This window comes from Mesorhizobium mediterraneum (genome assembly GCF_002284565.1).
GTDB classification, from domain to species: Bacteria; Pseudomonadota; Alphaproteobacteria; order Rhizobiales; family Rhizobiaceae; genus Mesorhizobium; species Mesorhizobium mediterraneum.
Map to the genome: position 1 here is coordinate 287,890 of NZ_NPKI01000026.1, position 11,962 is coordinate 299,851.

The window sequence follows — 11,962 nt, forward strand, 5'->3', positions numbered from 1 at the left end:
AACGGGTTGAAAACACAGAGATAGTCACCGCTGCCTTGCGGCGCTAATTGCGTCGGGCCAGCAAATCGGAAATGTAGCGTTGCAGGGAAACAGTGCCACGCTCGGGATCGGCGGGCAGTTCAAGCTCGTCCAGAGTGAGGGCGGTCATGCGCGCATACGACTCGGCAGCCGCCCTGGAAAAGCCCATGCCCTCAAAGGTCTCTTGCCATTTTTCACGCGGTGCCGTCACCACCTGAATGTCTTTTCGTAACTCGTCGCTCAGACAAGCCGCGACATCAGACGCAGCATAGCGCGCCGGCCCTTCGACATAGTGGGTACCTGTCTGCTCGATCGGCTCTTTCAGCAAACGGGCGGCGGCGCGCCCAAGGTCGTCCGGGGCCACCATCGGCAATCTGAAGTCCGCCGGAAAAAAGGTGTTCACCACCCCATCCTGCTCCGCAGTTTCAAGAGCAGAATCCCAGTTGCTCATATAATATGCGGCCCGGATGATGCTGGCAGGGATCGGCTGGGTGCGCAGTTTCTGCTCCAACCCGTAAAGGATGTTCAGGTCGCCACACCGGTCGCCGGGCTGAGCGCCGTAGGTTGATTGCGCGACGATCTTTCGCAATCCAGATCCTTCAAGGGCCGCAATGATGGCGGCAACGGTCTTGCGCTCTTCAACGTCGGTGTCGGTCGATGGGTCTGCTGGCGGATTGAGCAGAAACAGGCGCTCGCCTTGACGAAAGACGTGACGAAGGGCCTCGCTGTCGTGGACATCCGCCACCGCGATTTCAGCGCCACGCCGGGTCCAGTCGGCGGCTTTGGAGGGGTCGCGAGTTACGATGGTGACCGCTTCGCCCTGCTGCAAAAGCGACATGGCTGCAGCAGAACCAACATGGCCCGTGCCCCCGAGAATGATGTTCATGGCCGATCCTTTCGCTCCCTATTCCTCCGGGGCGGTGGCGGGAGCCGTATAACGGCGACGTACTGCATCCAGAACGTGCTTGCGACTTTCCTGCGCCGAGAGCATTTCGTCCTTCTCTGCCTCGGCGGCTTCGCGCGCCAGCTCCTTGTCCCTGATCTGATGCCGAAACCATTCGGAATAGTCGCCGGCACGCAGGTGATGCTCCCAAGTCCCGTCGTCGATGCCTTCGGCGATCTGAGCGAAGATCATCAGGTTATGGGCCCGCAGGTTCATCGCGTTGTCGGGACCTCTGAAATAGAAGCTGCCGGCCTCGTCTAGGTGACCTTCTGCATATTTGCGGCTGTGACGCTTGAGTGACTGGCGCGGCTCGATCGCCTTGACCATGGCAATTTTCTTGCGGGTTTGAGGCCGCCAGAGCAACACGCGCTCGCCTTTTGGCGACGGAATATCCTTTGGCGGCTTGGTATCCGTCTCATGGCAAAAGGCCTTGATGACATTCTTGGCCTTGGGACCGAGCGCAATGACGGCAGTGACCAGGCGCAGGGCATCGGTCGAAATCGCTTCCGGATGAACGGTGATCAGGACGGTGCCCGGCAATTCCAACGATAGGACGGCGCGTGTGTCGTCGCGCTTCTTGGGCAGAAGATGATGTGCCTCGTCGATGACCAGCCAATGTGGCCTCGCCGTACGGTAGCGGAAACTGCCAAGGCCGGGGAGCAGATCGGCAAAGAAGTCCGGTCGCTCGTTGACCCGTAACGCCAGCCCATTGACGACCACGCTGGTGTCCGGCTTCTCGATCAGGTCGAGCACTTGTGCCTTTGTCGGTGCGCTCGAGCCATCGCCTATCCGGACGGCACCTTCGAGGCCATCATAGTCGCCTTCCGGGTCGAAAATGCAGAACTGAAAGCCGTTCTCGACGAAGCGTTCCGTCAGCGCGGTGGCCAAGGTGGATTTGCCGATGCCGGAGCTTCCGGCGATCAGAACCGTGTCGGTCGGCGTCAGATAGACTTCGTCGCCGCCGACCGAGCCGAGAAGAATGCCGTCGCGGCGTTTTCGGACAAGTTCCCGATCGCGCTTTACCAGTTTCTCGATCAGTTCCTCGACGCCTTTTCCACGCGCGCCGCGCGTCACCAGGTCTGCTGTATCCTTGACCGCCACAAGTGCATTGTCGACGGCGACGCTGCAGCCGCAGGCCTGCAGGAAGGCGTGGTCGTTTTCAGCATCGCCAATACCGACCACATTGTGTGGTGAAAGCCGCAGGTCCTCAAGTGCAGCGGCCAGCCCGGTTGCCTTGTTGATGCCGCTCGGCAGGATCATCACCGCGCCCTTATTGAAGATGATTTCCAGTTCCAGCCCAAGTTTTTTGATCACTTCAAGAACTGTTGCCTGGTGTGGTTCCCAGGTCGCAACGATCGACCGTCCGACTGAAAGCGGCTTGACGCCGTGCTTTTTTAGCTTGGCGACGAACTTGGGCGCCGGTGCCGGTGAAATCACACGTTCTTCCTCGCTGGCAGGCGTGTAGATCAACGCCCCATTTTCGGCGACGACCTTGTCGAACAGGCCGATCTCGGGAAAAACGCGCTTGAGGTCGGGCAGTTCTCGTCCTGTGACGAGAATGAGCTTGCGGCCACTTTTCTTGACCCGTTCGAGAGCCGCAACCGTCTTTTCAGCTACGATCCCCTCGTGCGCCAGCGTGCCGTCATAGTCTGTTGCCAAGGCGATGAAATACATTTGTCGACCATTTCATGTCTGAGATCGCCGCTACCACCGCCACACGCGAGGTCGCACGACGAGATGCCATTCCGCAAAGGCGTGATCGAGCCGAGCGGACAAGTGTTGCGGCGCAGGATACCCACTCAGTAGCCGCCGATAATCGGCAGTATCTCGCCGGTGATGTAGCTCGAGCAGTGCGGCGAGGCGAGGAACACATAGGCGGGCGCGATCTCCTCCGGTTGCGCCGGCCGTTTCATCGGCGTGTCTGCGCCAAATTTCGACACGTCACCGGCCTGCTTGTCCGATGGGTTGAGCGGCGTCCACACCGGGCCCGGCGCCACGGCATTCACCCGAATTCCCTTTTCGATAAGATTGCCCGAAAGCGCGCGCGTGAAGGCATGAATGCCGCCCTTGGTCATCGAATAGTCGACCAGTTGCTTTGAGCCCTCGATGCCGGTTATGGAGCCGCTGTTGATCATCGCCGAGCCGGGCTTCATATGCGGCACGGCCTCCTGCGCCATGTGGAAATAGCCGTAGAGGTTGGTCTTCAGCGTTGTGTCGAAATGCTCTTCGGTCAGCTCGCTGAATTCGCTGGAATGGATCTGGAAAGCGGCGTTGTTGACCAGCACGTCGATCCGGCCGAATTCCTTCACCACTTCAGCCACCGCATTGTGGCAATGGTCGCGTTCGCTGACGTCAGCCTTGATCAGGATGCAGCGCCGGCCTTCGGCTTCGACGGCCCTCTTTGTCTCTTCGGCATCCTTGTCCTCCGACAGATAGACGATCGCTACATCCGCGCCTTCGCGCGCATAGAGCACGGCCACTGCGCGGCCGATGCCGGAATCGCCGCCGGTAATGACAGCCACTTTGCCGTCGAGCTTTTTCGATCCGATATAGAATGGCGCATCGTAAAGCGGCGCTGGCTCGATCGCCCATTCGTGCCCCGGCTTCGGCTGGTGCTGCTCAGGAAAGGGCGGCTCGGGATATTTGCGTGCTCCGGCCTGCATGGCGCCTTGTTGCTTGCCGCTGGATTTAGATTTGTCCTTGGCATCGATCCGACGCTGGATGTGGCGCTGCTTGGCGGCCTCGCCGGCGATTTCCGATTTCATCTGCATGGCTGCCTCCTTGGCTTGGAGGATGAACAACGCATGTCTGGCGAAAAAGTTTACGCGACGGCGTCATTCTTCAGTCCGCGATGCGTTCGACAAGCGACCATTGCAGCCGCGGCAACGAGTGATGAGCGCCACCTAGCCTTCGACAAACCGCCGATGAGAATCGCCCTCCCAATTTGGCAGCAGGCGCCGAATGTTCTTGATCGCAGCGACCCCAAAACGCCAGGAATCGACGGCGCGTACTGCCCAACTGGCAACGAATGATGCGGCCGGACGTTTGGGCACAAGCGGTGTCCGAGAACCTGAAGGCGCGCTAGCCAGGCAGAAGGTATTCCGAGGCTGGTGACCTGAAGATTTCCCACTTCTCGGCCGTACAGGCGATTTTGACACTGGATCGCGCCAACGGAGAGGAAAATGGCTGAAGGTCATACCAAACCAAACGGGCCGGATCTGGTCGAGGGCATCGCGTTATCCGACCTTGCCGATGGCGGAAAGCTCCTCGGCCATTGCGGCGATGAGCAGGTGCTGCTGGTGCGCCGCGGGGCCGAGGTCTTCGCCATCGGGGCGACATGCACACATTATGGCGGGCCGCTCGTCGACGGTCTTGTGGTGGAAGACACCGTCCGGTGTCCTTGGCATCACGCGTGCTTCGATTTGCGTACAGGCGAGGCCTTGCGCGCCCCTGCTTTCAATCCACTCGCTTGCTGGTCGGTGGAACAACGCGATGATCGGATATTCGTGGGAGAAAAGCGCAAGCGGACGGCACCGAAGCAGCGCGATGGAGGCTCCGGCCAGGCTCCAGAGAAAATCGTCATTGTCGGTGGCGGCGCGGCCGGTTTCGCGGCGGCAGAAAAACTGCGGCGCGAACGCTATCAAGGTAGCATTGTCATGCTCAGCAACGACGAAGCGCCGCCCGTTGATCGGCCCAATCTTTCCAAGGACTATCTCGCCGGCAAAGCGCCGGAGGATTGGGTTCCGCTCCGCGGAGACAGCTTTTACTCGAAGAACGACATCGACCTGCGTCTCAACGCGAACGTCGCCAGCATCGATGCACGTTCTGGCGAAGTTGTGCTCGCGGACGGGACACGGACTCCTTACGACAGGCTGCTCCTTGCGACCGGAGCCGAACCGGTTCGCCTGACCATACAAGGCGCCGACCAGCCACACGTTCACACGCTGCGCTCGTTCGCAGATTGCAAGGCGATCATCGAGCGAGCCACGACTGCGCGCCGCGCCGTCGTGCTTGGCGCCAGTTTCATTGGCCTGGAGGTTGCCGCGGCCCTGCGCTCGCGCGAGATCGAAGTTCACGTCGTGGCGCCGGAAAAACGGCCCATGGAACGGGTCCTGGGTCCGCAAATGGGCGACTTCATCCGCGCCCTCCATGAGGAGAATGGTGTCGTATTCCATCTCGAGGACACCGCGAGCAGCATCGACGGCAGCAAGGTGAAACTCAGCAGCGGCGATACGTTGGCGGCGGATTTCGTCGTCGTCGGCATCGGCGTGCGACCGCGGACGGGGCTTGCCGAAACGGCGGGGCTCATCCTTGACCGCGGTGTCGTCGTGAACGCCTTTTTGGAGACGAGCGCACCAGGCATCTTCGCGGCTGGCGACATTGCGCGGTGGCCAGATCCTCACAGTGGCGAGAACATTCGGATCGAGCATTGGGTGGTTGCGGAGAGGCAGGGGCGAACCGCGGCCCTCAACATGCTCGGCCATCGCGAGAAATTCGTCGCCGTGCCGTTCTTCTGGAGCCAGCATTACGATGTTCCCATCAACTACGTCGGCCATGCCGCGCAATGGGACGAGATCGTGGTCGATGGAGACATCATTGCCAAGGATTGCCTGCTCCGCTTCAAGCGCGAAGGGCGCACGCTGGCTGTCGCTTCGATCTTCCGCGACATCGAAAGTCTAGGGGCCGAGGTGGAAATGGAGCGTCAAATGACCTAGCGAAGCGCGCTGTTATCCGCGGTGCGCAATGATCCAGTCGGTTGCCGCCGCGAGATCGGCGACGGTTGCGGTCGGGCGCGGATCAAACCGTTTCTCATCGCCCTGCCGGTATTTGCCTGTCCGCACCAGCAATGCGCACGAAAGTCCGGCGCGCAGGGCGCCAGCTATATCCGCCTCGGCGTCGTCGCCGACCATGATCGCCTGATCCGGCGGACAGTCCATGCTTGCCAGCGCCGACAGAAAGAATGCCGACGAGGGCTTGCCGAGAACGGTGGCGCGTTTCAGGGAGGCAAATTCCAATGCCGCGACGAATGGCCCTGCATCGAGGCTGAGCCCGCCATCGGCGTCCCGAAACGTCCGGTTGGTGGCAAGGGCCAGCAATTCGGCCCCCGCACTGAGCTCACGGAACGCGTTATTCAACGCCGGATATGTGAAGGCGTCTCCGGCATCGCCGACGATGACGGCGCGCTTGTCGCGATCCGGCAGTTCGTCAAAGTCCTGCGCAAGGCCGGGGTGGATCAACAAATATGGGGCACGGCCATTGCGAAGCAGCCATTCGCGTGCAGCGTGCGCCGGCGTGAAAACATCTGCCTCGGTAACGGTGAGTCCCATCGCCTCCAGACGTTCGAGAACCCTTTTGTTTCGACGAGCGCGTGGTATTGCTCACGAAGCGTACGGCCAAACCGGCCTGGCGTAAACGCGCGACGGCGTCGATCCCGCTTGGTATGGCGGTCTCGCCATCATAGATGACGCCTGCGAGGTCCAGCAGTACACCCCTTGTCATCGGTCCAGCATGACCACGAGTCCGCCATGCGTCAAATCCGGAACAAAGGCCATGGTTGTTCCTTTTTGGATCAGGGCGGGCAGGCGCACTCGATTAACCGAGGGGTCACAACCACCATTCGGGAAAGGCCTTGCGTGCGGCTTCGGCCAGCGTCGCGATCTCCTCGTCGGGAACCGAGCTGTAGGGCCAGAGCAGTCGCGGGCCAAGCGGCGCCCAGCCGCCGGCGGCCGCCATCGCTTTGTCGAGCGCCGCATCGCTGACACCGTAGCGAGCGCGAAAAGGCAGAACGTGCGTGGCGAGAAAGGCCTGGATGCGTGTCTCGACCTCGGCAGCGGCTGCCGCATCCGTGCGGATCATCTGCCACCACATCACAGCGCCTTTCGGGTTCAGGCAGGCGACGTTGGAGTAGCTGCCATGGGCGCCCTGGGTAAATCCCGTCGCCAGCGTATGGCCGGGCACGAAGACCGAAAATCCCGGCAGTTCGCGGCGCATGTCGGCGTACCAGCTGGCGTCGCCGGCCGGCAGCTTGGCGCCGACCAGCGACGGCACGGCTGCACGCAGCCTGGCGATGCCTTCGAGCGTCAGGCGGCGCTTGGCGTGCGGTGGATTGTACAGCACCAGCGGCATGTCAGGCGCAGTCTCGCAAAGACCACCGACGAAGCGCATGACCTCATCGTCGCTGGGCGGCCACCAGTCGGGCAAGGTGAATTGCACCGCCGCCGGGCGGAGCGCCGATACCCGCACCAGCCGCTCGCGCGCGACGCGCGGATTGGACTGGCTGATGCCGATCTGGAAGGGCAGGCGTGCGCGAGCCGCTGTCGCGGCCACCAGGTCGCAAAGCCGGTCGAACTCGGGCTCGGTCTGGCAATGGAATTCGCAGGCCGTGCCGTTGGAATAGATGCCGTCGACACCGGCCGCGCAGAGCCGCGCGATCGTCTCTTCCGTCGCCTCCCAATCGATTGCGCCGCGATCGTCGATGGCCAGCATCACCGCGCCCCAGACGCCGAGCGGCGCCTGTGCAGGCAAACGGGTCAGATGGTCGTTCAGCTCAGCGCGCACCGGCGATCTCGTGCTCGCGCCGGGTTTCGTTCGACGCGAAGGCGGCCTCGATGATGCCGATGATCTTGCGTCCATAGGCACCATCGACCGGCACCGGCTTGTCGTTTGCAATGGCATCGCCCATCGCCGTCCATTCGCGCACCAGCGCGTTGTGCATCCAGTTTGGCTCGAACGAGCCGGGCAGGTCGGTCCAGACCGCATCGCGCCCCAGCATCGTGCCTCGGTCCATGTCGATGCGCAGCGTTCCCTGCTCGCAGACCAGGTCCATGGCGTAGCTGGTCGCGCCATTGCGGTAGCCGATGCTCTGCACCTGGCCGAGCCCGCCGCCGGCGAAACGCAGTCCGAGCAGGGCGGTGTCGTCGGCTTCCTGGTCATGGAACTTGGCGCCGAGCATGGCGCTCACCGATACGACATCGTCATCCATCAGCCAGACCAGGCGGTCGAGCGCATGAATGCCGGCCGTCAACAGCATGCCGCCGCCGGTTGCCTTGCGCAGATGCCAGTCGCGGCGATTGTGCTCCATCCACAGCTTGATGATCCAGCTCGATCCGATGAGCGGCCGGCCGAGCGCTCCTCCCTCCAGCATTTGCCTGGCCGCCATGCAGGGCAGGGCGAAATGCATGAGATGAGCGACCATCAGCTTGACGCCGCCGGCGGCCACAGCGGCGTTGATCGCATCGCAGGCCGCCGCCGTCGGCGCCATCGGCTTTTCGAGCATGATGTGCTTGCCGGCCTCCGCTGCGCCGATGGCCATTTCGGCATGGAGATGGTGAGGGCTGGCGATGAGGACAGCGTCGACCTCCTTGTCGTCCAGCAGCTTGCGCCAGTCGGTATAGCCGCGACCACCGTGTTCGCTGGTGAAGCCGGCCAGGGCGTCATTGTTCCCGCGGCACGATGCGACGAGATGCAGCCCGTGCACCTCCTTGATTGCCCTTGCATGGGCCGCGCCGAAATCGCCCGCTCCGATAATGCCTATTCCAATCATCGTCCTGCCTTCTCATACGCGGCGTCGATCAGCGACATCGCCGCAACATAGTCATCGATCGAAATCGCCGGCGGCGCTTTTCGGGCCAGCCGGTCGAGCGTGTCGCTCATGCACAGACGGTAACGCGTCGCCGGCAATTCGATCGGCAAGTCGACGATAGCGCCATCGTCGAGCGTCGCACAGACGGCGCGGTCGCCATAGTCGATGAGGGTCGCATTCTCACTGACGATGCGCCATTCGAAATCGCCGCCGGGGCGCATCGACGCGAAAGTGTATCCTGCCTCGATGACGAACAAGGCTCCGGCAGCGTCTTCCAGCACAAGCAGCGCATGGTCCTCGACCTCGGCGCGGTGAATGCGGTTCCCGATCGAAACGGCTTTCAGCCCAAGCCCGCCGGTTGCCAGGCTGAGCGCGGCGTCCACGCCGTGTATGCCGAGGTTCCTCAGCGCGCCGCCGCCACCGATCGCCGGATCCACGACCCAGGCGACACCGTCGGCCGCATAGCGCTGCGGCGGGCCGTTGACCAGCCGGAACTGGCAATGCGCAACCGCGCCGGCGCGGCCTTGTTGGCGCAGCTGTTCAAAGGCAGTGACGGCCGGCCCAAAGCGGTTGGGCAGGGGAACACTGACAAAGGCCTGGTGCTGCCTCGCCAGGTCGCGCAGCGCGGCCAACGCTCCGGTGCTGCTCGCCGCCGGCTTTTCCAGGATCAGCGGTATACCGGCTTCGATAACGGCGCGCGCCCGCGCCGGCACCGCCGAAGGATGTCCCATCAGCAGGATCGCATCCGGCGGGCTGGAGAGGATTCTCGCGAAATCGGTGATGAGCGGCAAATGATGACGCGCCGCGAAGGCGCGCGCATGCTCCGCGTCCTCATCCCAAATGCCGGCAATCTCAGTGCCATAAGAGTGTGCGGCGTCGAGATGCATTTCGGCGTGCCAATGGCTCGATCCGGCCAGGACAATCTTCATTTCAGTGACGTATCCTCTTGCTTGCAGGATATCCTACAAGTCGCTATGCTACAAGCATCGACCGCTTTGTGACGCGCCATCGGGCGCAATTGCAGCGGCGCTGGGAGCAAAATGCCGGAACCCAAGTTGATCTCAGAACCCAAGCCGATCTCGGAACCTAAGTCGATCGAGCCGCTGACCAGACCGCCGCTGCTTCACGTCAGCGTGCAGGAGAGCCTCAGGAAATATATCCAGAGCAACAAGCTCAAGGCGGGGGATCCCTTGCCTCCGGAGACCTTCCTGGCGCAGCGGCTCGGCGTCGGCCGCAACTCGGTGCGCGAAGCTATCAAGGCGCTGGAGTCGATCGGCATTCTGGAGACGCGCCGCGGTATCGGCGTGTTCGTCAAGGAATTCTCGTTCAAACCCTTGCTGGATAATCTGGCATATGGCCTGCAGGATTCGTTGCGCGACGTGGAGGAGCTGCGCGAGATCCGCCGCGTCCTTGAAACCGGCCTCATCGCCAAGACCATCGAGATGATCAGCGCCGAAGACATCGCCGCGCTGCGCCAGCTGACCGAAAGCATGCGGCGGCGCGCCGAGCGCCAGGAGAGCTTTGCCGAAGAGGACCAGCAATTCCATCAACTGCTGTTCCGCTGCCAGAACAATCACATGCTGAGCGCGCTGATCGACATCTTCTGGGTGGCGTTCAACAAGGCCTCGAACTTCACCAGCCTCGACAATCCGACACCGCTGGCGACGTGGCGCGACCATCACGAGATCGTCGAGGCCGTTGCCGCCAAGGATGTCGACCGGGCGCGTCAGCGCCTCGACGACCACTACAGGGGGATTCAGCAAGTGATCGCCAAAAACCGAACGACCTGACCCAACGCCGAACTACCTGACAATGCCAAGGGAGGAAACCATGCGCATCAAGACTATCGCTCGTCATCTGGCCGTCACCGGGCTGCTGCTCGGCGGCATCGGCCTTGCCACCAGCGTCCAGGCACAGGGTGCCAAGACCATAACCGGGGGCTTCGACGTCGGCCCCGGCGGCTTTCCCAAGAACTTCAATCCGCTGGCTGCGACCGGCGGCTTTACCTGGCTCAGCACCTATTTTGAACCGCTGGTCATCTACAACTCCGACCTGACCGAACTCGAAGGCGATCTGGCCAAGGACTACAGGGTCAGCGACGACCAGCTGACCTATACGTTCAACCTTGTCCAAGAGACCTGGCACGACGGCAAGCCGTTCACATCCAAGGACGTCAAGTTCACGCTTGAGCTCGCCAGGAACAAAGCGTCCGGCAGTCTGTTTGCCGCGCGTCTCGGCGATATCGCGTCGGTCGACGCGCCGGACGACCGCACCGTCGTCGTCAAACTGTCGAAGCCCAACGGCTCGTTCCTGTCCATTCTCTCGCAGGTGATGATCCTGCCGGAGCATGCCCTGGCCGCGATGCCACCGGAAACGCTGGCCACAAGCACCTGGTGGTCCACCACGCCGGTCGGCACCGGCCCCTTCAAATTCAATCGCTACGTCAGCGATCAATATGTCGAGCTGGCCGCGGATGACGACTATCGCGGCGGCAAGCCGAAGGCCGACGTTCTCATCAACCGGTATTTCGAGAGCCCGGCGGCGGCCGTTGCCGCGCTGCGCGCCGGCGAGATCCAGTTCACCTATGTCGAGCCCGACGACGCGGTATCTTTCAAAAGCGACAGCAATTTCAAGGTGATCGAGGGCGCTTCTTATGTAGTCAACTACATCGGGCTCAACCAGAAGGTCGAGCTCTTCAGGGATGTTCGCGTCCGCCAGGCGATCATGTACGCGATCGATCGCAATGCCATCATCGAGAGCCTCTATGGCGGGGCGGCCAAACCGGCCAATTGCGGCTACGTCGCGCCGCATCTGCTTCCCGAAGGCCTCGAGACCTATGCTTACGATCCGGCAAAGGCCAAGGCTCTGCTTGCTGAGGCGGGCTGGGACAAGATCAACGGCGATAAGCCCATCACCTTGCTGACCTATTACGGCTCGCCGCAAGCGGCCAATGTGATGGCCGCAATCCAGTCGATGCTGGCCGAGGTCGGGATCAATGTTGTGCCGCGTGTCGTCGATACGCCGACCTATAATGGCATCGTCTACAAGGAAGGCACGCCGGACTGGAACGCGTTTGCGATGGTCTATGCCGGCCTGCAGAACGGTCCAAATCCGGCTGGCATCAGCCCGGGTCTCAACAAGTCCCAGATTCCGCCGGCAGGCTTCAACACCATGCGCATCGAGTTCGACGATCTGAGCGCTGCATTGGACGCCGCGCTCGGCCAGACCGATCCGGCCAAGATCGATCAATCCTGGCAGGAAGTCTGCAAGGTGATGAACAAGGATCTGCCCTGGGCGACATTATGGGTAGCCAACCGCTATGGCGTCGCGTCCAACAAGCTGCGTGATTTTGTCTGGACGCCGGCGCCTGCCGGCGGTCCTTTCGCGGCTCACCCGGAACGCTGGGACATCCAGTAAAA

General features: G+C 62.1%; 11 protein-coding genes and 1 pseudogene. 4 read left to right on the plus strand and 8 right to left on the minus strand.

What is annotated here, in order from left to right; translation table 11 throughout:
* Positions 1 to 43: 43 nt before the first annotated feature.
* From CIT25_RS21310 to CIT25_RS21320, 3 genes are all read right to left on the minus strand, one after another.
* The gene (locus tag CIT25_RS21310; RefSeq protein ID WP_095486465.1) at positions 44 to 904 is read right to left on the minus strand and encodes an NmrA family NAD(P)-binding protein; all 861 of its coding nucleotides are present in this window, start codon (positions 902 to 904) and stop codon (positions 44 to 46) included.
* Positions 905 to 922: 18 nt separating this feature from the next.
* A complete protein-coding gene (locus CIT25_RS21315; protein WP_095486466.1) occupies positions 923 to 2,635 on the minus strand; it encodes an HAD family hydrolase in 1,713 nt (570 codons plus the stop codon).
* 125 nt (positions 2,636 to 2,760) lie between these two features.
* Positions 2,761 to 3,732 (minus strand): SDR family oxidoreductase, encoded by a 972-nt coding sequence (locus CIT25_RS21320; RefSeq protein ID WP_095486618.1) that lies wholly within the window; start codon positions 3,730 to 3,732, stop codon positions 2,761 to 2,763.
* 33 nt (positions 3,733 to 3,765) lie between these two features.
* On the opposite strand from CIT25_RS21320, the gene CIT25_RS36395 reads away from it, so the two are divergent.
* The gene (locus tag CIT25_RS36395; RefSeq protein WP_158302619.1) at positions 3,766 to 3,993 is read left to right on the plus strand and encodes a hypothetical protein; all 228 of its coding nucleotides are present in this window, start codon (positions 3,766 to 3,768) and stop codon (positions 3,991 to 3,993) included.
* 150 nt (positions 3,994 to 4,143) lie between these two features.
* Positions 4,144 to 5,676: an FAD-dependent oxidoreductase gene (locus CIT25_RS21325; protein ID WP_095486467.1), complete on the plus strand. Its 1,533-nt coding sequence runs from the start codon at positions 4,144 to 4,146 to the stop codon at positions 5,674 to 5,676.
* Between the two features lie 12 nt (positions 5,677 to 5,688).
* Here the strand turns inward: CIT25_RS21325 and CIT25_RS21330 are convergent, their stop codons facing one another.
* From CIT25_RS21330 to CIT25_RS21345, 5 genes and pseudogenes are all read right to left on the minus strand, one after another.
* Positions 5,689 to 6,288 (minus strand): HAD-IA family hydrolase, encoded by a 600-nt coding sequence (locus tag CIT25_RS21330; RefSeq protein WP_342587107.1) that lies wholly within the window; start codon positions 6,286 to 6,288, stop codon positions 5,689 to 5,691.
* An 82-nt stretch (positions 6,289 to 6,370) separates the two neighbouring features.
* Positions 6,371 to 6,460 (minus strand): annotated as a pseudogene (locus CIT25_RS38275) (TIGR01458 family HAD-type hydrolase); the annotation flags it as partial.
* 105 nt (positions 6,461 to 6,565) lie between these two features.
* On the minus strand, positions 6,566 to 7,519 hold the full coding sequence (locus CIT25_RS21335) for a dihydrodipicolinate synthase family protein (RefSeq protein WP_280953380.1): 954 nt from the start codon (positions 7,517 to 7,519) through the stop codon (positions 6,566 to 6,568).
* On the minus strand, positions 7,509 to 8,504 hold the full coding sequence (locus tag CIT25_RS21340; protein ID WP_095486469.1) for a Gfo/Idh/MocA family protein: 996 nt from the start codon (positions 8,502 to 8,504) through the stop codon (positions 7,509 to 7,511). Before CIT25_RS21340 ends, CIT25_RS21335 begins: the two co-directional genes overlap by 11 nt.
* Entirely contained in the window at positions 8,501 to 9,472 is a 972-nt protein-coding gene (locus tag CIT25_RS21345) for a Gfo/Idh/MocA family protein (RefSeq protein ID WP_095486470.1), read from the minus strand. Before CIT25_RS21345 ends, CIT25_RS21340 begins: the two co-directional genes overlap by 4 nt.
* A 129-nt stretch (positions 9,473 to 9,601) precedes the next feature.
* Here CIT25_RS21345 and CIT25_RS21350 point away from each other — a divergent pair, with 129 nt between their 5' ends.
* Both CIT25_RS21350 and CIT25_RS21355 read left to right on the plus strand, forming a co-directional pair.
* The gene (locus tag CIT25_RS21350) at positions 9,602 to 10,333 is read left to right on the plus strand and encodes a FadR/GntR family transcriptional regulator (RefSeq protein WP_245329942.1); all 732 of its coding nucleotides are present in this window, start codon (positions 9,602 to 9,604) and stop codon (positions 10,331 to 10,333) included.
* A 40-nt stretch (positions 10,334 to 10,373) separates the two neighbouring features.
* Positions 10,374 to 11,960 carry an ABC transporter substrate-binding protein gene (locus tag CIT25_RS21355; RefSeq protein ID WP_095486472.1) on the plus strand — a complete coding sequence of 529 codons (1,587 nt, stop codon included), beginning with the start codon at positions 10,374 to 10,376 and terminating at the stop codon, positions 11,958 to 11,960.
* Positions 11,961 to 11,962: the final 2 nt, after the last annotated feature.

Excerpts from the sequence above, each read along its gene's own strand:
- CIT25_RS21325 (WP_095486467.1), top strand. The coding sequence starts at position 4,144 with ATGGCTGAAGGTCATACCAAACCAAACGGGCCGGATCTGGTCGAGGGC.
- CIT25_RS21355 (WP_095486472.1), top strand. The coding sequence starts at position 10,374 with ATGCGCATCAAGACTATCGCTCGTCATCTGGCCGTCACCGGGCTGCTG.
- CIT25_RS21320 (WP_095486618.1), bottom strand. The coding sequence starts at position 3,732 with ATGCAGATGAAATCGGAAATCGCCGGCGAGGCCGCCAAGCAGCGCCAC.
- CIT25_RS21330 (WP_342587107.1), bottom strand. The coding sequence starts at position 6,288 with ATGGGACTCACCGTTACCGAGGCAGATGTTTTCACGCCGGCGCACGCT.
- CIT25_RS21345 (WP_095486470.1), bottom strand. The coding sequence starts at position 9,472 with ATGAAGATTGTCCTGGCCGGATCGAGCCATTGGCACGCCGAAATGCAT.
- CIT25_RS36395 (WP_158302619.1), top strand. The coding sequence starts at position 3,766 with ATGTCTGGCGAAAAAGTTTACGCGACGGCGTCATTCTTCAGTCCGCGA.
- CIT25_RS21340 (WP_095486469.1), bottom strand. The coding sequence starts at position 8,504 with ATGATTGGAATAGGCATTATCGGAGCGGGCGATTTCGGCGCGGCCCAT.
- CIT25_RS21310 (WP_095486465.1), bottom strand. The coding sequence starts at position 904 with ATGAACATCATTCTCGGGGGCACGGGCCATGTTGGTTCTGCTGCAGCC.
- CIT25_RS21315 (WP_095486466.1), bottom strand. The coding sequence starts at position 2,635 with ATGTATTTCATCGCCTTGGCAACAGACTATGACGGCACGCTGGCGCAC.